The 21,531-nt window shown below is 68.7% G+C and carries 26 protein-coding genes; 15 read left to right on the top strand and 11 right to left on the bottom strand.

Going from position 1 to position 21,531, the window contains the following annotated elements; all coding sequences use genetic code 11:
* Positions 1–41: 41 nt before the first annotated feature.
* From ACWGE0_RS02125 to ACWGE0_RS02140, 4 genes are read left to right on the top strand one after another with little or no spacing between them, the layout of a single operon-like run.
* Positions 42–809 carry an enoyl-CoA hydratase family protein gene (locus tag ACWGE0_RS02125; protein WP_452259032.1) on the top strand — a complete coding sequence of 256 codons (768 nt, stop codon included), beginning with the start codon at positions 42–44 and terminating at the stop codon, positions 807–809.
* The gene (locus tag ACWGE0_RS02130) at positions 784–1,581 is read left to right on the top strand and encodes a CoA transferase subunit A (RefSeq protein ID WP_452259033.1); all 798 of its coding nucleotides are present in this window, start codon (positions 784–786) and stop codon (positions 1,579–1,581) included. The genes ACWGE0_RS02125 and ACWGE0_RS02130 overlap by 26 nt, the downstream gene beginning before the upstream one ends.
* Positions 1,578–2,291: a CoA-transferase subunit beta gene (locus ACWGE0_RS02135; protein ID WP_452259034.1), complete on the top strand. Its 714-nt coding sequence runs from the start codon at positions 1,578–1,580 to the stop codon at positions 2,289–2,291. Before ACWGE0_RS02130 ends, ACWGE0_RS02135 begins: the two co-directional genes overlap by 4 nt.
* The gene (locus ACWGE0_RS02140) at positions 2,288–3,337 is read left to right on the top strand and encodes an NAD(P)H-dependent flavin oxidoreductase (protein ID WP_452259035.1); all 1,050 of its coding nucleotides are present in this window, start codon (positions 2,288–2,290) and stop codon (positions 3,335–3,337) included. The genes ACWGE0_RS02135 and ACWGE0_RS02140 overlap by 4 nt, the downstream gene beginning before the upstream one ends.
* Here ACWGE0_RS02140 and ACWGE0_RS02145 read toward each other — a convergent pair.
* From ACWGE0_RS02145 to ACWGE0_RS02160, 4 genes are read right to left on the bottom strand one after another with little or no spacing between them, the layout of a single operon-like run.
* The gene (locus ACWGE0_RS02145) at positions 3,321–4,451 is read right to left on the bottom strand and encodes an acetyl-CoA C-acetyltransferase (RefSeq protein ID WP_452259036.1); all 1,131 of its coding nucleotides are present in this window, start codon (positions 4,449–4,451) and stop codon (positions 3,321–3,323) included. The two genes, ACWGE0_RS02140 and ACWGE0_RS02145, sit on opposite strands and share 17 nt — an antisense overlap.
* Before the next feature lie 19 nt (positions 4,452–4,470).
* Complete coding sequence (locus tag ACWGE0_RS02150; RefSeq protein ID WP_452259037.1) at positions 4,471–5,064, bottom strand: TetR/AcrR family transcriptional regulator; 594 nt, start codon at positions 5,062–5,064, stop codon at positions 4,471–4,473.
* 14 nt (positions 5,065–5,078) lie between these two features.
* Complete coding sequence (locus tag ACWGE0_RS02155) at positions 5,079–5,822, bottom strand: SDR family oxidoreductase (RefSeq protein WP_452259038.1); 744 nt, start codon at positions 5,820–5,822, stop codon at positions 5,079–5,081.
* A complete protein-coding gene (locus ACWGE0_RS02160) occupies positions 5,819–6,907 on the bottom strand; it encodes an acyl-CoA dehydrogenase family protein (protein WP_452259039.1) in 1,089 nt (362 codons plus the stop codon). The genes ACWGE0_RS02155 and ACWGE0_RS02160 overlap by 4 nt, the downstream gene beginning before the upstream one ends.
* A 42-nt stretch (positions 6,908–6,949) precedes the next feature.
* Between ACWGE0_RS02160 and ACWGE0_RS02165 the strand changes: the two genes are divergently transcribed.
* From ACWGE0_RS02165 to ACWGE0_RS02210, 10 genes are read left to right on the top strand one after another with little or no spacing between them, the layout of a single operon-like run.
* Positions 6,950–8,437 (top strand): FadD3 family acyl-CoA ligase, encoded by a 1,488-nt coding sequence (locus ACWGE0_RS02165; protein ID WP_452259040.1) that lies wholly within the window; start codon positions 6,950–6,952, stop codon positions 8,435–8,437.
* Positions 8,434–9,264, top strand: coding sequence for an enoyl-CoA hydratase (locus tag ACWGE0_RS02170; RefSeq protein ID WP_452259041.1), 831 nt, complete (start codon positions 8,434–8,436; stop codon positions 9,262–9,264). The genes ACWGE0_RS02165 and ACWGE0_RS02170 overlap by 4 nt, the downstream gene beginning before the upstream one ends.
* The gene (locus tag ACWGE0_RS02175; protein ID WP_452259042.1) at positions 9,264–10,355 is read left to right on the top strand and encodes an acyl-CoA dehydrogenase family protein; all 1,092 of its coding nucleotides are present in this window, start codon (positions 9,264–9,266) and stop codon (positions 10,353–10,355) included. The genes ACWGE0_RS02170 and ACWGE0_RS02175 overlap by 1 nt, the downstream gene beginning before the upstream one ends.
* Entirely contained in the window at positions 10,352–11,158 is an 807-nt protein-coding gene (locus ACWGE0_RS02180; protein WP_452259043.1) for an acyl-CoA dehydrogenase family protein, read from the top strand. The genes ACWGE0_RS02175 and ACWGE0_RS02180 overlap by 4 nt, the downstream gene beginning before the upstream one ends.
* Positions 11,155–12,129, top strand: coding sequence for an acyl-CoA dehydrogenase family protein (locus ACWGE0_RS02185; protein WP_452259044.1), 975 nt, complete (start codon positions 11,155–11,157; stop codon positions 12,127–12,129). The genes ACWGE0_RS02180 and ACWGE0_RS02185 overlap by 4 nt, the downstream gene beginning before the upstream one ends.
* 25 nt (positions 12,130–12,154) lie before the next feature.
* Complete coding sequence (locus ACWGE0_RS02190) at positions 12,155–12,607, top strand: YbaB/EbfC family nucleoid-associated protein (protein WP_452259045.1); 453 nt, start codon at positions 12,155–12,157, stop codon at positions 12,605–12,607.
* A complete protein-coding gene (locus tag ACWGE0_RS02195; protein WP_452259046.1) occupies positions 12,604–12,915 on the top strand; it encodes a type VII secretion target in 312 nt (103 codons plus the stop codon). The genes ACWGE0_RS02190 and ACWGE0_RS02195 overlap by 4 nt, the downstream gene beginning before the upstream one ends.
* Positions 12,912–13,613 carry a WXG100 family type VII secretion target gene (locus tag ACWGE0_RS02200; RefSeq protein ID WP_452259047.1) on the top strand — a complete coding sequence of 234 codons (702 nt, stop codon included), beginning with the start codon at positions 12,912–12,914 and terminating at the stop codon, positions 13,611–13,613. Before ACWGE0_RS02195 ends, ACWGE0_RS02200 begins: the two co-directional genes overlap by 4 nt.
* A 6-nt stretch (positions 13,614–13,619) precedes the next feature.
* Positions 13,620–14,414, top strand: coding sequence for an EndoU domain-containing protein (locus ACWGE0_RS02205; protein WP_452259048.1), 795 nt, complete (start codon positions 13,620–13,622; stop codon positions 14,412–14,414).
* Positions 14,415–14,419: 5 nt separating this feature from the next.
* On the top strand, positions 14,420–15,013 hold the full coding sequence (locus tag ACWGE0_RS02210) for a hypothetical protein (protein WP_452259049.1): 594 nt from the start codon (positions 14,420–14,422) through the stop codon (positions 15,011–15,013).
* Here ACWGE0_RS02210 and ACWGE0_RS02215 read toward each other — a convergent pair.
* Complete coding sequence (locus tag ACWGE0_RS02215; protein ID WP_452259050.1) at positions 15,010–15,393, bottom strand: helix-turn-helix domain-containing protein; 384 nt, start codon at positions 15,391–15,393, stop codon at positions 15,010–15,012. The two genes, ACWGE0_RS02210 and ACWGE0_RS02215, sit on opposite strands and share 4 nt — an antisense overlap.
* A 42-nt stretch (positions 15,394–15,435) precedes the next feature.
* Between ACWGE0_RS02215 and ACWGE0_RS02220 the strand changes: the two genes are divergently transcribed.
* The gene (locus tag ACWGE0_RS02220) at positions 15,436–16,254 is read left to right on the top strand and encodes a class I SAM-dependent methyltransferase (RefSeq protein ID WP_452259051.1); all 819 of its coding nucleotides are present in this window, start codon (positions 15,436–15,438) and stop codon (positions 16,252–16,254) included.
* Here ACWGE0_RS02220 and hsaB read toward each other — a convergent pair.
* Genes hsaB through ACWGE0_RS02250 form a run of 6 tightly spaced genes read right to left on the bottom strand, consistent with a single transcriptional unit; the run spans position 16,240 to position 21,530 of the window.
* Complete coding sequence (gene hsaB / locus ACWGE0_RS02225; protein WP_452259052.1) at positions 16,240–16,791, bottom strand: 3-hydroxy-9,10-secoandrosta-1,3,5(10)-triene-9,17-dione monooxygenase reductase subunit; 552 nt, start codon at positions 16,789–16,791, stop codon at positions 16,240–16,242. The genes ACWGE0_RS02220 and hsaB overlap by 15 nt on opposite strands.
* A complete protein-coding gene (gene hsaC / locus ACWGE0_RS02230; protein WP_452259053.1) occupies positions 16,791–17,693 on the bottom strand; it encodes an iron-dependent extradiol dioxygenase HsaC in 903 nt (300 codons plus the stop codon). Before hsaC ends, hsaB begins: the two co-directional genes overlap by 1 nt.
* The gene (hsaD, locus tag ACWGE0_RS02235; RefSeq protein ID WP_452259054.1) at positions 17,693–18,502 is read right to left on the bottom strand and encodes a 4,5:9,10-diseco-3-hydroxy-5,9,17-trioxoandrosta-1(10),2-diene-4-oate hydrolase; all 810 of its coding nucleotides are present in this window, start codon (positions 18,500–18,502) and stop codon (positions 17,693–17,695) included. Before hsaD ends, hsaC begins: the two co-directional genes overlap by 1 nt.
* A 10-nt stretch (positions 18,503–18,512) precedes the next feature.
* Positions 18,513–19,679 carry a 3-hydroxy-9,10-secoandrosta-1,3,5(10)-triene-9,17-dione monooxygenase oxygenase subunit gene (hsaA, locus tag ACWGE0_RS02240; protein WP_319964303.1) on the bottom strand — a complete coding sequence of 389 codons (1,167 nt, stop codon included), beginning with the start codon at positions 19,677–19,679 and terminating at the stop codon, positions 18,513–18,515.
* Positions 19,676–20,686: a 4-hydroxy-2-oxovalerate aldolase gene (gene dmpG, locus ACWGE0_RS02245; RefSeq protein WP_452259055.1), complete on the bottom strand. Its 1,011-nt coding sequence runs from the start codon at positions 20,684–20,686 to the stop codon at positions 19,676–19,678. Before dmpG ends, hsaA begins: the two co-directional genes overlap by 4 nt.
* Positions 20,652–21,530: an acetaldehyde dehydrogenase (acetylating) gene (locus ACWGE0_RS02250; protein WP_452259056.1), complete on the bottom strand. Its 879-nt coding sequence runs from the start codon at positions 21,528–21,530 to the stop codon at positions 20,652–20,654. The genes dmpG and ACWGE0_RS02250 overlap by 35 nt, the downstream gene beginning before the upstream one ends.
* Between the last annotated feature and the right edge of the window lies 1 nt (position 21,531).

Below are 21,531 nucleotides of genomic sequence, written 5' to 3' on the forward strand. Positions count from 1 at the left end.
GCTAAGTTACCAAGCAATCGCTTGGTTCGGAAGGCGGCGCGATGGGAATCTCCAGCAGCCACACCGAAAACGGCATCATCGAAGTCACCATCGACTATCCGCCGGTCAACGCCATCCCCTCGCGCGGCTGGTTCGAGCTGGCCACCGCGATCACCCGCGCGGGCGAGGACCGGGAAGCCAGGGTCGTGATCCTGCGGGCCGAGAACCGCGGGTTCTGCGCGGGCGTCGACATCAAGGAGATGCAGCGCTCCCCCGGTCACGAGGCGCTCATCGCCGCGAACCGGGGATGCGCCAAGGCTTTCGCGGCCGTGTACGACTGCGAGGTGCCGGTGATCGCCGCGGTGAACGGCTTCTGCCTCGGTGGTGGCGTCGGGCTGGTCGGCAACGCGGACATCATCGTCGCGTCCGACGACGCCACGTTCGGGCTCCCCGAGGTCGACCGGGGTGCGCTCGGCGCGGCCACGCACCTGGCCCGGCTCGTGCCGCAGCACCTGATGCGGACGCTCTATTACACGGCCCGCAACGTCAGCGCGCAGACACTGCACCACCACGGCAGCGTCGTGGAGGTCGTGCCCCGTGCGCAGCTCGACGACGCGGCGCGCGAGATCGCCAAGGAGATCGCGAAGAAGGACACCACGGTCATCCGCGCGGCCAAAGAGGCCATCAACGGCATCGACACGCAGCGCGTGCACACCAGCTACCGCTTCGAGCAGGGCTTCACCTTCGAGCTGAACCTCACCGGCGTGTCGGACGACGCCCGGCAGGCCTTCCTGGACGGAAACCATGCGCGACAAGCGAATGACGGCTGACGAGGTCGTCGCCGGGATCAAGGACGGGATGACCGTCGGCATCGGCGGCTGGGGCTCCCGGCGCAAACCGATGACCCTGGTCAAGGCGATCCTCCGCAGCCAGGTCAAGGACCTGACGATCGTCACGTACGGCGGGCCGGACGCCGGGCTGCTGTGCGCGGCGGGCAAAGTGCGCAAGCTCGTCTACGGGTTCGTCTCGCTCGACACCATCCCGTACGACCCGTGGTTCAAGCGGGCCAGGGAGACCGGCGCGATCGAGGTGCTGGAGCTGGACGAGGGCATGTTCCAGACCGGGCTCAGGGCCGCCGCACATCGCCTGCCGTTCCTGCCGATCAGGGCAGGCCTCGGCTCGGACGTGCTCACCTACGCGCCGGAGCTCAAGACCGTCCGTTCGCCTTATGACGACGGCGAGGAGCTGGTCGCGATGCCCGCACTGAAGCTCGATGTGGCGTTGGTGCACCTCAACCGCGCGGACAAGCACGGCAACGCCCAGTACCTCGGGCCCGACCCGTACTTCGACGACCTGTTCTGTCTGGCCGCGGACCGGCGTTACGTCTCGTGCGAGCAGGTCGTGGACACGTTCGACGGACCTCCGCAAACCTTGCTGCTCAACCGGATGATGGTCGACGGCGTCGTGGAAGCACCGGGTGGGGCGGGCTTCACGAGCTGCGTGCCGGACTACCCCCGTGACGAGGCCCTCCAGCGCGAGTACGCCGCGGCGGCCGCCGACCAGGAGACGTGGGCCGACTTCGAGAAGAGGTTCCTGGGATGAGCGACGTCACGAGGGCCGAGATCTGCGTCGCGGCCTGCGCCGACCTGTTCGCGGGCGCCGGTGAGACGCTCGCCAGCCCGATGGGGCTCATCCCGTCTCTCGGCGCGAAACTGGCCCGCCTCACCACCGAACCGGACCTGTTGCTGAGCGACGGCGAGGCGTTCCTGCTCACGCCCGAGTCCACTGTGGAGGGATGGCTGCCGTACCGGAAGGTGTTCGACGTCGTCGCGCACGGCCGCCGGCACGTCGTGATGGGCGCGAACCAGGTCGACCGGTTCGGCAACCAGAACATCTCCGCGATCGGCGACCACGCCAAGCCCACCCGGCAGTTGCTCGGCTTCCGCGGCGCGCCCGGCAACACGGTCAACCACCGCACCAGTTACTGGGTGCCGCGGCACAGTCCGCGCGTGCTGGTCGAGGCCGTCGACGTGATCTCCGGCGTCGGCTACGACCACGCCGTCGGGCCGTTCCACGACATCCACAGGGTCGTCACGAACCTCGCCGTGCTCGACTTCGACACCCCGGACCACTCGATGCGCATCCTCTCGGTCCACCCAGGCGTTTCGGTCGACGAAGTGCAGAAGCAGACGTCGTTCCCGCTCACCACCGACGACGTCACCGAAACACGGCTGCCGACCGACGAGGAACTCGAGCTGATCCGCACGAAGCTCGACCCGGACGGCAAGCGGGACAAGGAAGTCCCGTCATGAGAACCGCGCTGACCGACCTGGTCGGCATCAGGCATCCGGTGGTGCAGACCGGCATGGGCTGGGTCGCCGGGCCGCGCCTGGTGTCCGCGACCGCCGAGGCGGGCGGGCTGGGCATCCTGGCCTCGGCCACGATGACCTACGCCGAGCTCGAAGCCGCCATCAAGGAAACCCGCTCCCGCACGTCCGAACCGTTCGGCGTGAACCTGCGCGCGGACGCCCAGGACGCACCGGAACGCGTCGACCTGCTGATCCGAGAACAGGTGAAGGTCGCTTCCTTCGCGCTGGCCCCGAAACCGGACATGATCGCGAAGCTCAGCGACGCCGGCGTCGTCGTGATCCCGTCGATCGGTGCCGCCAGGCACGCGGAGAAGGTCGCGAAGTGGGGCGCCCACGCGGTGATCGTGCAGGGCGGCGAGGGTGGCGGCCACACCGGTGGCGTGGCAACGACTCTGCTGCTCCCGAGCGTGCTCGACGCCGTGGACATCCCGGTGATCGCGGCCGGCGGGTTCTTCGACGGACGAGGTCTCGCAGCAGCCCTCGCGTACGGCGCTGCCGGGATCGCGATGGGCACGAGGTTCCTGCTCACCCAGGAGAGCACCGTGCCGGAGGCGGTCAAAGCCGCTTATCTGCAACGAGATCTCAACGGCACGGTCGTCACCACCCGCGTCGACGGCCTGCCGCACCGGGTCCTGCGCACCGATCTCGTCGATCACCTGGAACGCTCCGGCAAGCTCAGCAGCCTCACCAGAGCGATCACCAACGCGGCGAGGTTCCGTCAGCACACCGGCCTGTCCTGGAACCAGATGATCCGCGAGGGCCTGGCCATGAAGCACGGCAAGGACCTCACCTGGTCCCAGGTGATCATGGCCGCGAACACGCCGATGCTGCTGCGCGCCGGACTGGTCGAGGGCAGGACCGACGCGGGCGTGCTCGCCTCCGGTCAGGTCGCCGGGCTGCTCGACGACCTGCCCACGTGCGAAGAGCTGATCACCACCATCGTCACCGATGCCGAGAAGATCATCGACAGGCTCAGAGACGTTCGATGATGGTCACGTTCGCCTGACCGCCGCCCTCGCACATCGTCTGCAACCCGTACCTGCCACCGGACCGCTCCAGCTCGTGCAGCAACGTGGTGAACAACTTCGTGCCGGTCGCGCCGATCGGATGCCCCAACGCCAGCGCTCCCCCGTTGACGTTGACCCGGCCCAGGTCGATCTTGAGTTCCTTGGCCCAGGCCATGGCGACGGACGCGAACGCCTCGTTGATCTCGAACAGGTCGATGTCGGCGAGCGACATCCCGGCGCGCTCCAACGCATAGCGGGTGGCGCGGATCGGCGCGGTCAGCATGTAGATCGGGTCCGAGCCGCGGGCGGACATGTGGTGCACCCGAGCCCGGGGCGTCAGCTTGTGTTCGCGCACAGCCTGTTCCGACACCACCAGCACCGCTGAAGCACCGTCGGAGATCTGCGACGACAACGCGGCGGTCGTCCGTCCACCCGGCCGCAACGGCTGCAGCGCCGCCATCTTCTCCGCACTGGTGTCCGGCCGCGGGCACTCGTCCGCCGCGACCCCGTTGACCGGCGCGATCTCGCGGTCGAACCGGCCCTCCTTGATCGCGGTGATCGCCCGCAGATGGCTCTGCAGCGCGTACTCCTCCATGTCCCGCCGCGACAGATCCCACCGGACGGCGATCAGATCGGCCGCACGGAACTGGTTGACCTCCTCGTCGCCGTAGCGGTGCTGCCAGCCCTCGCAACCCTCGAACGGGCTCACCGTCATCGCCGACCCGATCGGCACCTGCGACATGTTCTGCACGCCGCCCGCGACCACGACGTCCGCCGTGCCGCTCATGACCGCCTGCGCCGCGAAGTGCAGCGCCTGCTGGCTCGACCCGCACTGCCGGTCGACCGTCACACCCGGCACCTGCTCGGGGAAACCGGCGGCCAGCCAGGAGGTCCTGGCGATGTCGCCCGCCTGCGGTCCCACGGTGTCCACGCACCCGAAGATCACGTCGTCCACGTCGGTCGGATCGACGTCCACGCGGTTGAGCAGCGCCGTGATCACGTGCGCACCGAGATCGGCGGGATGCACGTGGCTCAGCTCGCCGCCACGCCTGCCCGCCGGGGTCCGCACAGCCTCGATGATGTACGCCTCGGCCACGAGGGCCCTCCTTCTACGTCTACGACTTCGTCCGCCGCCTGCCCGTGGCGATTCCGTCGAGCAAGATCGCGAGATACTGGTCGGCGACCGCCTCCGCCGACAGTCCGCCGTCCGGCCGGTACCAGCGCACGGCCACCCACACCGTGTCGCGGATGAACCGATAGGCGAGATCCACGTCGAGATCGGCGCGGAACACGCCCGCGCCCATGCCGTCCTCCAGCAGCATCGTCCACAACTTGCGGAACTCCACGTTGCGGTCCTCGATGTAGGAGAACCGCTCCAGCGGCATGAGGTGCTTCGACTCGTTCTGGTAGATCGCGACCGCGGCGTGCCGGGTGTCGATCGCCTCGAACGACGCCACGACCAGCGCCTTCAACGTCTGCTTCGGCTCCAGGCCGGCCTCGACGATCTCCCGGTACCGCGTGAACAGCTCGTCCAGGAAGCTCCGCAGGATCTCGTCCACCATCGACTCCTTCGAGTCGAAGTGGTGGTAGAGGCTGCCGGACAGGATGCCCGCCGCGTCCGCGATGTCCCTGACCGTGGTCTGCCCGTAACCACGTTCGGCGAACATCCGTGCCGCGAGCTCCAGCAGCTCGGCCCTCCTGCCGCTCATCCGTCGTTCCTTCCTCACGGGTGCTGACTGCTCACCGAGACGACCTCACCCGTCAGGTACGACGAGTAGTCGCTGGCGAGGAACACGATCACATTCGCGACCTCCCAGGGCTCGGCGGCGCGCCCAAAGGCCTCCCTGGACGCGAGCTCGGTCAGCAACTCCTCACTGGTGACCTTGGTCAAGAACGGGTGCGCCGCCAAGCTCGGAGCGACCGCGTTCACCCGGATGCCAAGATCGGCCACGTCCATCGCGGCGCATCTGGTGAGCGCCATGACTCCGGCTTTCGCCGCCGCGTAATGGGCTTGACCCTTCTGGGCACGCCAGCCGATCACACTGGAGTTGTTAACGACGACACCGCTTCGTTGGACGACCATTTGGCGTAATGCGGCCCTGGTGCAGCGGAAGGTTCCGTTCAGCGTGACGTCCAGGACGCGGGACCACTCGTCGTCGGTCATGTCCAGCACCGACTTCTCACCGCCGAGACCCGCGTTGTTGACCATCACGTCGATCCGGCCGTACCGCTCGACTGTGTTGTCGACGAGTTCCTGGACCTGCTGCTCGTTGGTCACGTCGCACGGGATCGCGTGATCGGTCCCGAGTGCCTCGTGGGTCTCCTTGAGGCGGCGCTCGTGCCAGTCGCTGATGACCACCGTCGCGCCTTCTTCGAGGCAGCGTTTCGCGGTGGCCGAGCCGATGCCGGTGCCCGCCGCCGCCGTCACGACGACGATCTTGCCCTTGAGCAGGTCGTGGCCGTTCACCTGTGCTCACTCCCTCTGGGCAGCCCCAGGATCCGATGGGCGATGATCTCGCGCTGGATCTCGTCCGAACCGCCGTAGATCGTCTCCGCGCGGCTGAACAGGAACATCCGCTGCCACTCGGCACCGTCGATCATCGACTCCGGACCGAGGGCGTCCATCGCGAGCTCACCGAGCCTGCGGTGCCAGCTTCCCCAGAACAGCTTCAGCACGGACGCCTCCGGCCCCGGCTCGTCGTTCAGCGTTCTCAGCGTGTGCGAGCGCATGACGTGCAGCTCGAGCCATGCCCTGGTGAGCCGTTCGTCGTCCGGTGCTTTCGCCATGATCGCGTCGAGTTGCCGGCGGAAGCTGACCTGGTGACCGAGCATGGCGGTGCCGCGTTCGAAGCCGAGCGTGGCCATCGCGATCTTCCAGCCCTGGCCGGGCTGTCCGACGACGTTCTCCCGCGCCGTGACCGCGCCGTCGAAGAAGACCTCGTTGAACTCCGACGTGCCGGTGAGCTGGCGGATCGGCCGCACCTCGACACCCGGCTGGTCCATCGGCACGAGCAGGTACGAGAGGCCCTGGTGGCGCTGGGAACCCGGTTCCGTCCGGCACAGGACGAAGATCCAGTCCGAGTAGTGCGCGTTCGACGTCCAGATCTTCTGGCCGTTGATCACCCACCGGTCGCCGTCGAGCGTGGCCTTCGTCTGCACGTTGGCCAGATCGGAGCCCGCGCCCGGTTCCGAGTAGCCCTGGCACCAGAGCTCGTCGAGGCTGCGGATCTTGGGCAGGAAGCGTTCCTTCTGCTCGGGCGTGCCGAACGCGATGAGCGTGGGGCCGAGCAGTCCCTCGCCCACGATGTCGACCTTCGCGGGCGCGTCGGCCTCCGCGTACTCCTCGTGGAAGACGACCTGCTCGGAGACGCTGCGCTCGCCGGGCCAGCCGAGGCACGTCCACCCGTGTGCCGCCAGGTGCCGGTGCCACCGCAGCCGTCCCTCGAACGCCTCGTGCTCGCGGCCGGGTCCACCCAGGCCGCGCAGCGCAGCGAACTCACCGACGAGGTTGGCGGACAACCATTCCCGCACCTCGCGCCGGAAGGACTCCATGCGCCATACTCTAACCTACCAAGCACTTGCTTTGGAGGCCTGATGAACGACGCCGTGGCCGGTGATCCAAGCAGGCAAACGGTTTCAGCTGTGCTCGACCACGCGGCTGCTTCGTACATCGACGCGGAAGCGTTGGTGGACGGGAAGGTTCGCCTCACCTTTCCCGAGCTTCGCGCTGCCGTGCACGACACCGGGCGAGCGCTCGTCGGCATGGGCGTGCAACCGGGCGATCGGGTGGCCTTGTGCGCGCCCAACTCCCATCACTGGGTGATCGCGGCACTCGGGGCGTTGCACGCGGGCGCCGCGCTGGTGCCGATCAACACGCGGTTCACCGCTGTGGAGACGCTCGACGTCCTGCACCGCAGTGCGGCGCGCGTTCTGATCGTGGAGGGCGAGTTCCTCGGTCGTGATCGGCTGGCCGAACTGCGCGCGTTGTCGCCGGATCTTCCTGAGGCCGTGCGCTTACCCGTCGAGTGGATCGCTGCTGCCGCAAGGCTGCCGGAGATCTCCCCAGAACAGCTCTGCGACGTCATGTTCACGTCGGGCACGACCGGGCGCAGCAAGGGAGCGATGAGCGCGCACCGGCAGTCGCTCGGGGTGGCGGCGGCGTGGGCTGCCTGCGGTGAGTTGACGTCGGCGGACCGGTACCTGATCGTCAACCCCTTCTTCCACACCTTTGGTTACAAGGCCGGGATCCTGGCCTGTCTGCTGAGCGGCGCCACGATCGTGCCGCAGCCGGTGTTCGACGTCGTGGAGACCATGCGGCTGATCGAACGCGAGCGGATCACCGTGCTGCCAGGGCCTCCGACGATCTTCCAGTCGTTGCTCGACCATCCAGAACGCGGCTCGTTCGACCTGTCCAGCCTGCGGCTCGCGGTGACAGGGGCGGCGGTGGTGCCGGTGGCGCTGATCGAACGGATGCGGGCGGAGCTGTCGCTGACCGTGCTCACCGCCTACGGCCTGACCGAGGCCGTCGTCGCCACCATGTGCCGCCCTGGCGACTCGCCGGAGACCGTCGCGCACACGTGCGGGGCGCCGATGGCGGACTTCGAGTTGAGGCTGGGCGAGCAGGACGAGGTGTTGCTGCGCGGGCCGAACGTGATGCTCGGCTACCTCGACGACCCGGAAGCCACCGCCGCGGCCATCGACGCCGACGGCTGGCTGCACACCGGCGACGTCGGGCGGATCGACGACCGTGGCTACCTCTCGATCACCGACCGCCTCAAGGACATGTACATCTGCGGCGGTTTCAACGTCTACCCCGCCGAGATCGAGCAGGCACTGGCCCGGCTGCCGGGAGTCGCGGAGTCGGCCGTGGTCGGGGTCTTCGACGAACGGCTCGGCGAGGTCGGGGTCGCGCACATCGTCACCTCACCTGGCTTGTCGCTGACCTCGGACGAGGTGATCGCGTTCTGCCGGGAACGGCTGGCGAACTACAAGGTGCCGCGCGCCGTCGAGTTCCATCCCGCGCTCCCCCGCAACGCCATGGGCAAGGTCCTCAAAACCCAACTGCGCAAGGAGAACGCGTGACTGTCTCGTATGAGCGGCGGGACGCGGCCGCCGTCGTGACCATGAACCGGCCGGAGTACCGCAACGCGCAGAACTCGGCGATGACCTACGCGTTGGACGAGGCCTTCACCCGCGCGGTCGACGACGACGAGGTCAAGGTGATCGTGCTGGCCGGTGCCGGCGACCACTTCTCGGCGGGACACGACATCGGTTCGCCTGGCCGGGACGTCGACACGTCGTTCGAGCGCAAGGCCGTGATGTGGTGGGACCACGTCGGCCGCGAGGGCGGCGATCTCCGGTTCGCCCGCGAGATGGAGGTCTACCTCGGGATGTGCCGGCGGTGGCGGGAGATCCCGAAGCCGACGATCGCGATGGTGCAGGGCGCGTGCGTCGCGGGCGGCCTCATGCTGGCGTGGGTGTGCGACCTGATCGTGGCCGCCGAGGACGCGTTCTTCGCCGATCCCGTGGTGCGCATGGGGATTCCGGGCGTCGAGTACTTCGCGCACCCGTGGATGCTCGGCCCGCGCGCCGCGAAGGAGGTGCTGTTCACCGGCGATCGCTTCTCGGCCCAGCGCGCCTACGAGTGGGGCATGGTCTCGCGGGTCGTGCCGCGGGCCGAGCTGAAAGAGTCGACTTTCCAGTTGGCGTCACGGATCTCGGCGATGCCGCGGTTCGGGCTGGCCTTGGCCAAGAAGGCGGTCAACCAGTCCGAGGACCTCATGGGCATGCGCGCCGGGATGGACTCCGTGTTCGGCCTGCACCACTTCGCCCACGCGCACAACGCCGAGGTGAGCACAGACGCGTTGGCCGGGATGGACGCCCGTTCGATGAAGAAGGCCTCCAGCTGATGGACCTCTCCCTGGACGCTGAGACGCTGGAGTTCCAGGCCGAGGTGCGCTCGTGGCTGGCCACGAACGTGCGGCCGCTGTCCTCAATGGACACCGCGCAGGGCTTCGAGGAGCACCGCTCGTGGGAACGTCTGCTGGCGTCTTCGCGACTGTCGGTGGTCTCCTGGCCTCGCGAGTTCGGCGGCCGGGAGGCGTCGCTGCTGCAGTGGCTGGTGTTCGAGGAGGAGTACCACGCGGCGGGCGCACCGGGCCGCGTCTCGCAGAACGGCATCTTCCTGCTGGCACCGACGTTGTTCGCGCACGGCACCGACGAACAGCGGGCGCGCATCCTGCCCTCGATGGCGCGCGGCGACGAGGTGTGGGCGCAGGCGTGGTCCGAGCCCGAAGCCGGGTCCGACCTGGCGTCGTTGCGCAGCACGGCGGTGCGGACCGACGGCGGCTGGCTGTTGCGGGGCCAGAAGACCTGGAGCTCACGGGCGGCGTTCGCGGACCGCGCCTTCGGCCTGTTCCGCACCGGCCCCGGCGAACGTCACCGCGGCCTGACCTACCTGCTGTTCGACCTGCGCGCTGACGGTGTCACCGTCCGGCCGATCAACCAGCTCGACGGCGAACCGGGCTTCGCGGAGATCTTCCTGGACGACGTGTTCGTGCCGGACCACGACGTGGTGGGCGAGGTCGGCGACGGGTGGCGGGTCGCGATGAGCACCGCGGGCAACGAACGCGGCCTCACCCTGCGCAGCCCCGGCCGGTTCACCGCCGCCGCCTGCCGGTTGGTGGAGCTGTACCGCAAGAACCCCGATCCGGCCTTGCGGGACCGGGTCGTCGACGCGTGGATCGGTGCGCAGGCCTACCGGCTGCACACGTTCGGCGCCCTCGCGAACCCGCCGTCCGGGCCGGCCGCGAGCGTCACGAAGGTGTTCTGGTCCGAGCTGGACGTGTCGATCCACGAGACCGCGCTCGACCTGCTCGGGGAGATTGCTCCCGGCTGGCAGGACGGGTGGCTGTTCTCGCTCTCGGGGCCGATCTACGCGGGGACCAACGAGATCCAGCGCAACGTGATCGCCGAACGAATCCTGGGGCTGCCGAGATGATGTTCACGCTGTCACCGGAGCAGACGGACTTCGCCGGGGTGCTGCACGGGTTCCTCGGGGCGGGGAAGCGGGATCTGAACGAGATCGGGGTCGCCGAGGTCACCGATCCGGTTGATCTCGTGGTGGTGTTCGAGGAACTGGGGCATCACGCGGTGGCCGGGCCGTTGATCGAGTCGCTCGCGGTGCTGCCAGCGCTTGGTGTCGTTGGTCCTGGTTCTGTGGCGTTCCCGCCGCTCATCCCCCACGCCGTGGAAGCCGATCGCTACCTCCTGGTCGAGGGCGACACCGTCCGCGAGGCCTCCCCGACCGCCGAACTCACCTCCGTCGACCCGGGCCGACACCTCGTCGAACTCACCGCGGGCCCGGTGATCGCCACCGACGTCCCGGCCGCCCACGCGTTCAACCTCGGCGTCCTCACCTGCTCCGCCCAGCTCCTCGGCCTCGGCCGCGCGATGCTGGAGATGACCACCGCCCACGTCCTGGCGCGCACCCAGTTCGGCAAGCCGATCGGCCAGTTCCAGGCCGTGAAGCACCACCTCGCGAACGTCCTGATCGGACTGGAGATGGCCCGGCCGCTGGTGTTCGGCGCGGCCGTGACCATGACGACGCGCGACGTCTCGGCCGCCAAGGTCGCCACCTCGGACGCCGCCTGGCAGGCCGCCCGCATCGCCCTGCAGGTCCACGGCGCGATCGGCTACACCGCCGAGCACGAACTCAGCCGGTTCCTGTTGCAGACCCGAGCCCTGCGGACCGCGTGGGGCAGCCCGTCGATGCACCGAGCGCGCGTGCTGGAGGCGTTGTGACCGAGGAACAAGAGGAGCTCCGCGACGCCGTCCGCAGCCTGCTCGAGAAGCATTCGGACGTCCGGTCGGCGATCGAGACCCCGCACGGCTACGACAAAGCCGTGTGGGCCAGGTTGTGCGACATCGGCGTGCTGCCGATCCCCGAGCAGTACGGCGGATCGGGCGCCGGGCTCGCGGAAACCCGCGTCGTGCTGGAAGAACTCGGCCGCACCCTCACCCCGGCGCCCCTGCTGTCCTCGACCCTGGCCGCTCAGGCACTCCTGGCCAGCGGAAACGAAGAGGCGTGCGAACGGTTGCTGCCGCGGATCGCGAACGGCACCGTCGCCGCGCTCGTCTGGCCGTGGGACAACGCCGAGACCAGCCTGGACGGGATTACCAGCTACGTCGTCGACGGCGACCTCGCCGAGATCCTCCTGGTGACGGACGGCGTCTCCCTGTACGAGGTCGACCTGAACCAGCCGGGCGTGACCCGCGAGCACACGCCGACCATGGACCTGACCCGCCGCCTCGCCACCATCACCCTGACCGGCGCGTCCACCACCCGCCTCGGCCCGTGGTCGGCCCAGGTCCGCGACATCGCGCTGGCCGCGCTGAGCGCGGAACAGGTGGGCGCCGCCGCCAGAGCACTCGAACTCACCGTCGAGTACACCAAGACGAGGATCCAGTTCGGCAAGCCGCTCGCTTCGTTCCAGGCGTTGAAGCACCGCATGGCAGACATGCACGTCCTCGTCGAAACCGCCAGGTCAGCCTCACAGGCCGCGACCGACGAGGTGTCCGCGGCGGTGGCGAAGGTCTACTGCTCCGAGGCGTTCTTCAAGGTCGCGAGTGAGATGGTGCAGTTGCACGGCGGAATCGCGATCACCTGGGAGCACGACGCGCACCTGTACTTCAAGCGGGCGCACGGCAGCGGCCAGTTGTTCGGCGGCCCACGCGTCCACCTGGACCGACTCGCTCGTTCCGCCCGCAGTTGATCATTTCGGTGCATAGACTCCGGTCGTGGACGAGCAAATCCTGGATCCGGACGGCGCACGCGAGCGGCTGGCCGCGTGGAAGGGCCGGATCGACAAGCTGGCCTCCGCCACGTTGTCGATGAGCGACCAGTTGCAGGGTGTGCGGATCGTCGCGAAGGACCCGGCGGGGCTGGCCGAGGTCACGATCGACTCGACCGGCTCGATGACGAACCTGAAGCTCACCGACCGGATCAGCACCACCGCGCCGGAGACGGTGGCGGCGACGATCATGTCCACGCTCGCCGACGCCCGCAAGCAGCTCGCGCAGCGGTCGAAGGAGATCGTCGCGGAGACCATCGGCACCGAGACGGCGGCGGGCCGCGCCATCGTGGAGAGCGTCGGCCGGCAGCTGGGCGCCGACGAACCGAAACCCGTTGCCCGGCGCGCACCGGACGACGACGACAACAGCGCGGAGATCTACACCGAGGAGCGCTGGTGACCGGGTTCAACGTCGAGGCGGAACAACTGCGGGCACACGCGGGCAGCATCGACGCCATCAAGCAGCGGTTCGCGAAGGTCAAGTCCGCCAGCTCCCACATCACGGCGGACTCCCAGGCGTACGGCGTGCTGTGCGGGTGGATCTCCGGCGTGCTGGAGGGCAGGCACACCGACATCGACGCCGTGATCGCGACCGTCGAGAGCAACCTGGAGCTCGTCGCGAAGGAACTGCGCTCCAGCGCGGACACCTACGCGTCGGCCGACCAGGACAACGCGGACAAGCTCCGCGCGACCGGAGGTGGACTGTGACCGAGGGTTCCCTGGTCGCGCCGGTCCAGTCGTCCCGCGAGGCCTGGACGGGCTCCAGCCTCGCGGACGGCATCGAGGGGCTCGTCGACGCGATCAAGAGCGAGGGCTGGGTCGACGACGCGATCGCCGGCGCGTCGCTCGGCGTCGACGTCGCGGCGAGCGTGATGGACCCGATCAGCGCGTTGCTCGCCAACGGGCTCGGCTGGGCCATCGAGTACTTCGACCCGTTGCGCGAGATGCTCGACGAACTGACCGGCAAGCAGGACGTGGTCAGGTCGCACGCCGCGACGTGGAACAACATGGCGACGGAGCTCGCCGACATGGCCACCGACCTGCGCGCGGACCTCGAGAGCGACCTGCTCGGCTGGGAGGGCGAGGCGTCGGAGGCCTACCAGCGGTTGATGGTGAACAACGTCAACGCCATCGGTGGCCTGTCCGCGATCGCGGCGGCGATGGCGGCCGCCACGGAGGGCGCGGGCGGCCTGGTCGAGATGACCCGCGAGATCGTCCGCGACCTGATCGCCGACCTGGTGGCCAGGGTGATCGTGTGGGCGGTCGAGGCGATCTTCGTGATCACGATCCCGGTGATCGCGGCGCAGATCGTCGCGGCGGTGGTCAAGTGGGCGGGTCGCATCCTCACCTACACCACGAGCCTGATCACCAGCCTGACCAACCTCACGAAGCTGCTGAACGGGTAGGGCTCGATGACCGGGAAACCGAGAACTCCGGGCGGCGGCGGCAGCACCCCGAGCGGCACGCCGAAGAAGAAACCGTCCCAGCAACACGGCAACATCAACGCGGGCGCCGGCCTGACCAGCGCGACGAAAGCCGCCGCGCAGACCGCTCAGGCAGGCACGCCCGGCGGTGGCTCCGGCACCCCCGGCACCCCTGCCGGCAAACCCGGCAACCAGCAGAACAACCCGCCCGCGAAGAAACCGTTGCCGGCCAAGCCGACCACGCCGCCCAAAGCCGACGACATCCACCACAGCGATGCGTCCAAAGAGCACATCATCCACGGCGACGGCGGCAAGCAGGGCGGCCACATCGCGGGCACCGGGTTCTCGAACAAGACCGAGTTCCCGAAGGGCTGGGACGAGGCCAAGATCCTCGACGCGGCCCACCAGGTCACCCAGTCCGGGCAGCCGGTCACCGGTCCGAAGCCCACCAAGGACGCCAACGGCGACCCGGCGTGGGCCTACAACTACGAGGGCATGGTCGACGGAGTGCTCGTCCGGACCACGGTGCTGTCGAACGGCGAGATCCGCACGTCGTTCCCGCCGGACGCCACGAACCCCGGCGTGATCCTCAACCCGCCCGCGCCCACCCCGGCCCCGCAGGGCATCCCCCAGGGCAACCCGCCGCGCTACAGCAACCCCGCGGCCGGCGGCGACGGCAGCTGGACCTGGGAGGGACCGAAGGGCGACCGTGTCATCAAGATCGTCCAGGACGATCAGGGTAACGTCACCAAAACCGATCTCGGCCCGTACAAAAAGAAGTGAAAACCATGGATGTGAAGACCTACGCGACGGTCACCGACCTGTGCGCGCGGCTCGCGGGCCGGTTGGAAGACGACACCCTGCGTTCGGTGCGCGAGGACTACTTCGGTGGCGAACCCGCGCAGGCCGAGGCGACGCTGCTGCTGTCCATGGCGTACGAGAACATCGGCATCACGGCCGAGGAGCGCGAGCTCATCGCGTCCACATTGGATGATCCGGCCAGCCCGGACCTGGCCGCGGTGCCGAGCATCGACGAGGTGCCGCCGCTGCCGTACCGCTTCAGCGCCAACGCTCCCGCCTCCGCGCCGGACCCGAGCAGGGCGGACGTCGTGTTGTCCGCCGACGCCGCACGGCACGGTGGACGCCGGTTGCGCCGGGCCTGGCGCGAGCCGCTCGACGGCGCGCCCGACGTGGCGAAGTGGGTGTACGTGTTGCAGGCGCACGAGAACGCGAACCTGCTGGGTGCGTTCGCCGGGCTCTCCGGACGACTGTGGGTGGTGTTGCAGGAGAAGTGGCCACTGGAGGTCGTGGTCGAGGGCAGGCTGCTGCCGCCGTACCAGGCCGCCGCCGTCACCGTGGCGCCGCAGATCTGGAGCCTCTAAGCCTGCCCCAGCACTCGCCGGAAGGTCGGGCACTCCATGTGCGACGGTGCCGGGCAGGCCGCCGCGTGGCGCAGGTCGTCGCGCATGGACGCGAGCTTGCGGATCGTCGCGTCCAGCTCGTCCGCCTTGGCCGCCAGCATCGCGCGGTTCGGGCTCGGGCGGCCGTCCGGGGCGAACATCTGCAGGACCTCCTCCAGGGAGAACCCGGCCGAACGGCACACCGCGATCAACGCCAGCTGTTCCAGGACCGAGGTCGAGAACACCCGCGCCAGACCCCGGCGGCGCACCGAGGTGATCAGGCCGCGTTCCTCGTAGTAGCGCAGAGTGGACGCGGGCACGCCGGAGCGCCGCACCACCTCGCCGATCCCGATTTCATCCACGACACTTGACCTCAAGCCGACTTGAAGTAGGACGGTACGAGCATGACATCAGAGGTCAACAGCGCCCAGGCCGAGTGGTGGAACGCCGCAGGACAGGGCTGGGCCCAGGCACAGGACATCGTCGACCTGGTCCTGAAGCCGTTCCAGGACCTGCTCGTGGAAGCCGCGCGAGAACGGCCCCGCGAGCGGGTGCTCGACGTCGGCTGTGGCACCGGCGGCGTGACACGGGCGATCGCGGACGCTCTCGACGGGACGAGGTGCGTCGGCCTCGACATCTCGGAATCGATGCTGGCCGCGGCGCGAGAGCACGGGAAGGCGGAGTTCCTGCTCGCGGACGCGCAGGTCCACGTGTTCGAGGAGCGCTTCGACCTGATCGTCTCGCGGTTCGGGGTCATGTTCTTCGACGATCCGGCCACCGCGTTCCGCAACCTGCTGCGCGCCTCGGTGCCGGGCGGTGAGCTGTGCTTCATCACGTGGCGCACACCGGAGGAGAACCCGTTCATGACGGCCGCCTCACGCGCCGCCGCGTCGTTGCTGCCCGACGCGCCGGCTCCTGATCCGGACGGACCGGGGCCGTTCTCGCTCGCGGACGCCGCCAAGACCCGGAAGATCCTCGAAGAGGCCGGCTGGAGTGGGATCGACATCAGCGCGGTGGACCGGATCTGCACGATGCCGGAGTCGTTGCTGGTCCCGTACCTGAGCAATCTCGGCCCGATCTCCCGTGCGCTCAAGGAGGCGGACGAGTCCGTGCGGCCGCAGCTGATGGCGCAGGTCCGCAGCGCGTTCGACGAGTTCGTGCACGGCGACGAGGTGCGGGTTCCCGGTGCGTGCTGGCAGGTCACCGCGTCAGCTCCACTCTGACTGACGCTGCCAGGTCATCAGGTTGTCCAGCACCTCGCCGGACCACCCGCGGGTGTCGAGTTCGGCGTGCGAGGCGTAGCGGCCGCGGTAGAACAGCAGCGGCTGCGCGTCCCGTGTCGGGCCGAGTTCGACGACCTCGCCGACGACCACGTGGTGGTCACCGGCGTCGTGCACCACCGTCACCTGGCAGTCGATCCACGTCAGTGCGCCGTCGAGCACGGGAGCACCGGTGCTCGACGGCGTCCAGGACACGCCGGCGAACTTGTCCGCGCCGGCCCTTCCGAACACCGTCGACACCCCACGCTGGTCCTCCGCCAGCACGTTCACGCAGAACGAGCCCGCCGACGCCATCGCCGCCCAGCTGCGCGAAGTCCGTTGTGGACAGAACAACACCAGCGGCGGGTCCAGCGACAGGGCCGCGAACGACTGGCAGGCGAACCCGACCGGTCCGTCCGCGGACATGCCTGTCACCACGGTCACACCGGTGCAGAAGTGACCGAGTACGGAACGGTAGTGGGCTGCTGTTTCTGACTGCATTACTTCTGGTGGCCAACGCTGAAGTCGTGTCCCCACAGGCTCACCGCCGTGCTCTCGCGTGCGATCCAGTCCTCATCGGACACCTGCCGTCCCTCACAGCCGAACTCGACGTCGAACCCGCCGGGTGTCTTCATGTAGAACGACAGCATCAGGTCGTTGACGTGCCTGCCGAGCGTCGCCGACATCGGCACCTTCCTGCGCATCGCCCGGTCCAGCGTCAGGCCGACGTCGTCGGTGTTCTCGACCTCGACCATGAGGTGCACGATCCCGCTCGGCGTCGGCATCGGCAGGAACGCGAGGCTGTGGTGGCGCGGGTTGCAGCCGAAGAACCGCAGCCACGCGGGCGGTCCGTCGGCCGGGCGACCGACGAACTGCGGTGGCAACCTCATCGAGTCGCGCAACCGGAAGCCCAGCACGTCGCGGTAGAAGTGCAGCGCGGCCTCGTCGTCCGATGTGGACAGCACGACGTGCCCGAGGCCCTGCTCCTCGGTCACGAACCGGTGCCCGTACGGCGACACCACGCGGCGGTGTTCCAGAGCCGCGCCGTGGAAGACCTCGAGGGTGTTGCCGGACGGGTCCTCGAACCTGATCAGCCCGTTCACCCGCCGCTCGGCCAGGTCCTCGGCGCTGCCCTCGACGTACGCGACTCCGGCCGACGCCAGGCGCTTCGCCACCTCGTCCAGTTCGGCCTCGGTGGCTGCCTCCCAGCCCGACGCCTGCAGCTTGTCGGACTCTCCCGGCACGATCACCAATCGCGCCGGGAAGTCGTCCATCCGCAGGTACAAAGCGCCTTCGGTGGAGCCTTTGCCCTCGACCATGCCGAGGACCTTCAACCCGAACTCGCGCCACCGGGTCATGTCGGTGGTCTCGATCCGGAGATATCCCAGCGAACGGATCCCCATCACGCCTCCGTCAAGAAATCAGTGGCCAGCCTGTTGAACTCGTCGAACTTCTCCAGCTGGGCCCAGTGCCCGCACCCGCCGAACACGTGCAGCTGCGCGCGCGGGATCAGTTTCATCGCCAGCAAGGCGCCGTCCAGCGGGTTGACGCGGTCTTCGCGGCCCCACACGAGCAGCACCCGTTGACGGAGCTTGTAGGCCTCGCGCCAAAGCATGCCCTGCTCGAAGTCCGGGCCGGCGAACGACTTGCCCAGCGCGGCCATGGCCCGCAACGACTCCGGCTTCGACGCCGCCTCGAACCGTTCGTCGATCAGCTCGTCGGTGATGAGTGACTGGTCGAAGACCATGATCCGCAAGAATTCTTCGATCTTCTCCCGCGTCGGCGTGCGGGCGAACGCGCTGAGCTTGCGCACACCCTCCGTCGGGTCCGGCGAGAAGACGTTCAAGCTGAGGCCACCCGGCCCCATCAGCACGAGTCGTCCGGCCCGTTTCCCGTAGTCCAAGGCGAACCGGACCGCGGTGCCGCCGCCGAGCGAGTTGCCCAGGATGTGTGCCTGCTCGACACCCAGCTCGTCGAGCAGGTCGTTCAACGCCCTGGCCGCGAAGGTGAAGTACTGGTCGTGCTCGGCGGGCTTGTCGGACTGGCCGTAGCCGGGCAGGTCCACGGCCAGCACGCGGAACGACTTCGCGAACACCGGGATGTTGCGGCCGAAGTTGCTCAACGACGACGCGCCTGGCCCACCGCCGTGCAGCATGACCAGTGTCTCGGCGTGATCCGCACCGGCTTCGTGGTAGTGCAACCGAACCTTCACAGCACTCTCCTCAGAACAGCCCGTCGCGGACCTGGATGCCGAGCTCGTTCTTGCCGTACAGGACAAGCACGCGCTCCGGGTCGTTGGCCGCGTGCACGCGTGCGGCGTGCGCATCGCGCCAGAACCGGGGCAGCGGTGAACCCTGGTTGATCGCCTTGCCGCCCGCGCTCTCGAAGAGCCGGTCGATCGCCGAGATCGCCCGCGCGCTGCCGAGCACCTGGTCCCGCCGGGCCCGCAGCCGCAGGTCGATCGGGATCTTCGTGCCAGCGACGGCGTGTTCCCACTCGTCGTTGATGTCCTTCTCGAGCTGCCACCACGCCGTGTCGATGTCGTTGGCCGCCGTGGCGATCCGCACCTGCGCGAACGGGTCCTCGACCGACTTCTCGCCCAGATAGGCGGCCCGGACGCGCTCACGGGTCGCGCCCACGTGCAGGTCGTATGCGCCGGTCGCCATGCCGATCATCGGCGCGGTGATCGCGTACGGGTGGATCGTCCCGTACGGCATGCGGAACAGCGGACCGGGATTGACGTCCTGGCCAGGACAGATGCACCGCGCCGTGTGCAGCATGCTCAGCGCACGGTGCTCCGGCACGAACACGTCCTCGACCACGATGTCGTTGCTGCCGGTGCCGCGCAGGCCGACGGTGTCCCAGACGTCGTTGATCGTGTAGTCGGCGATCGGCAACAGGAACGTGCGGAAGTCGACGGGTTTGCCCTCGTCGTTCATCACCAGGCCGCCGAGCAGCACCCAGGTGGCGTGGTCGCAGCCGGACGAGAAGCTCCACTTGCCGCTGAACCGGAACCCGCCCTCGACCGCCGTCGCACGACCCGTCGGCGCGTACGACGACGAGATCCGGGTGTCCTGGTCCTCCCCGAACACCTCTTCCTGCGCCTGCACGTCGAACAACCCGACGTGCCACGGGTGCACGCCCAGCACGGACGCGACCCAGCCCGTCGAGCCGCACGCGCTCGCGATCAGCTTCACGGCGGTGTAGAACTCCAGCGGATGCGACTCGAACCCGCCGTACCGCACGGGTTGCAGCATCCGGAAGAACCCGGTCTCCTGCAAAGCCTTCACCGACTCCGGTGGCACCTTGCGCAGCTCCTCCGCCTCCTGCGCGCGTTCCCGCAGAGCAGGCAGCAGCTCCCGCACCTTGCCGAGGATTTCCTCGCTCATCGGACTTTCTCCCTGCTCAGCTCCAGTGCGATGTCGATCAGCTGGTCCTCTTGCCCTCCCACGAGCCGGCGTTCTCCCGCTCGGATGAGGATCTGCGCGCCGGACACGTCATAGCGCTTCGCTTGCGTGTAAGCGTGTTTGAGGAAGCTGGAATAGACGCCGGCGTACCCCATCATCAGTGCCATCCGGTCGAGCAGGCACTCCTCGGGCATGACGGGCCGGACCACGTCCTCGGCCGCGTCCACGATCTTGAAGAAGTCCACACCGGTCTCGAACCCGAGCTTGTCGCACACGCCGACGAACGCCTCCAGCGGCGTGTTCCCGGCACCAGCCCCGAATCCGCGCACGCTGCCGTCGATCTGCCGCGCCCCCGCCCTGGCCGCGGCGACCGAGTTCGCGACGCTCAGCCCGAGGTTCTCGTGCCCGTGGAAGCCGACCTGCGCGTCCTCGCCCAGCTCGTCGACCAGCGCGGCCACCCGGTCGGAAACCTGTTCCAGGACAAGGGCTCCTGCCGAGTCGACCACGTACACGCACTGACAGCCCGCGTCCGCCATGATCCGCGCCTGCTTCGCCAACGCCTCGGGCGGTTGCGAATGCGCCATCATCAGGAACCCGACGGTCTCCAGCCCGCGTTCCCTGGCCAGCTGGAAGTGCTGCACGGAGACATCGGCCTCGGTGCAGTGCGTGGCGATGCGGACGATCGAGGCGCCGTTGTCCTGGGAAACAAGAATGTCGTCCTTCACCCCGACACCCGGCAGCATCAGCACGGCGATCTTGGCCTGCGTCGCCGTGTCGGCCGCGACCTTGATCAGCTCCTGCTCCGGGGTGAGGCTGAAGCCGTAGTTGAACGACGACCCGCCGAGCCCGTCGCCGTGCGTCACCTCGATCACCGGCACCCCGGCGCCGTCCAGTGCCGCCACGATCGAACGGACGTCCTCGACCGTGAACTGGTGCCGCTTGTGGTGCGAGCCGTCACGCAGTGACGTGTCGGTCAGCCGCAGCTGCATGTGCGATCTCCTCCCCCACCTTGGTCGCGGCGGCGGTCATGATGTCGAGGTTCCCGGCGTACGCGGGCAGGAAGTCACCGGCGCCCGCGACCTCGACGAAGATCGACACTCGACCGGCGTCGAACTGCGGTTCGCTCAGCAACCGGAAACCCGGTACGTACGAACGGATGTCGGTCTCCATCCGAGCAATCGAGTCCGTGATCGGATCGGGGTCGGCGTCCTCGGGGATGGCACAGAAGATCGTGTCGCGCATGATCATCGGCGGGTCCGCCGGGTTCAGCACGATGATGGCCTTGCCGCGTTCCGCTCCCCCGATCGCCTCGATGCCGTGGCTGGTGGTGCGGGTGAACTCGTCGATGTTGGCCCGCGTGCCCGGTCCGGCCGACACCGACGCCACGCTCGCGACGATCTCCGCGTACGACACCGGAACCACCCGCGAAACGGCGTACACCATGGGAATCGTGGCCTGGCCGCCGCACGTGATCAGGTTGAGGTTGGGCGCGTCCCTGTGTTCGCCGAGGTTCACCGGCGGCACGACGTACGGCCCGACCGCCGCCGGGGTCAGGTCGATCGCCCGGATCCCGGCCTCCGCGTAGCGCGGCGCGTTCGCCCGGTGCACCGCCGCGGACGTCGCCTCGAACACGACGTCCGGCAGCTCGTCCTGACGCAGCAACCACTCCGCGCCGTCGACCGAGACCTCCAGGCCCAGCGACGCCGCGCGCTTGAGGCCCTCGCTGGCCGGGTCGATGCCCACCATCCAGCGAGGCTCCAGCACTTCGGAGCGCAGGAGCTTGTAAAGCAGGTCGGTGCCGATGTTGCCGGAGCCGACGATGGCCGCCTTCACC

Source organism: Lentzea sp. NPDC054927 (assembly GCF_053610285.1).